1 protein-coding gene is annotated in these 518 nt (G+C 39.0%); it reads right to left on the minus strand.

Annotated elements, in window-relative coordinates; translation table 11 throughout:
- Positions 1 to 518: HYR-like domain-containing protein (locus NCE97_RS15935; protein WP_503066192.1), on the minus strand; the 518-nt coding region annotated here is incomplete at both ends.

Consider the following 518-nt stretch of genomic DNA (forward strand, 5'->3'; position numbering starts at 1 on the left):
CGTCAGCTGGTACAGTTAATACAGGATCTGTAGTATCTACAACAGTGATCGTTTGAGATAAAGTTGTTGAGTTATCACAGTTATCTGTAGCTGTCCAAGTTCTAATAATGAAATAGCTGTCTTCACACTCACCTGGCTCAATTTGCTCACCATCGTAAGTAACTTCAACATCATCATCACAGTTATCTGTAGCTGATGCCATACCCGCCTCTGGAACTGAATCACACTCTACAGTTTCATCTGCAGGGATTGTTAATTCTGGAGCTGTAGTATCACGAACTTCAATACGTTGGCTTTCTACAACAAAGTTTCCACAGTTATCTGTAGCTCTCCAGATTCTTACAATCGCGTAATTATCTTCACAATTGTATCCTTCTGTAATGATTTCTTCTTTGATAAATTCAACAAGTACATCATCATCACAGTTATCTGTAGCTGAAGCTTCTCCAATTTCTGGAATTGCATCACACTCTACAGTCTCATCTGCAGGTACTGTTAACTCAGGATCTGTAGTATCT

The sequence above is a fragment of the Winogradskyella sp. 3972H.M.0a.05 genome (assembly GCF_040493455.1).
In the GTDB taxonomy this organism is placed as follows: domain Bacteria; phylum Bacteroidota; class Bacteroidia; order Flavobacteriales; family Flavobacteriaceae; genus Microcosmobacter.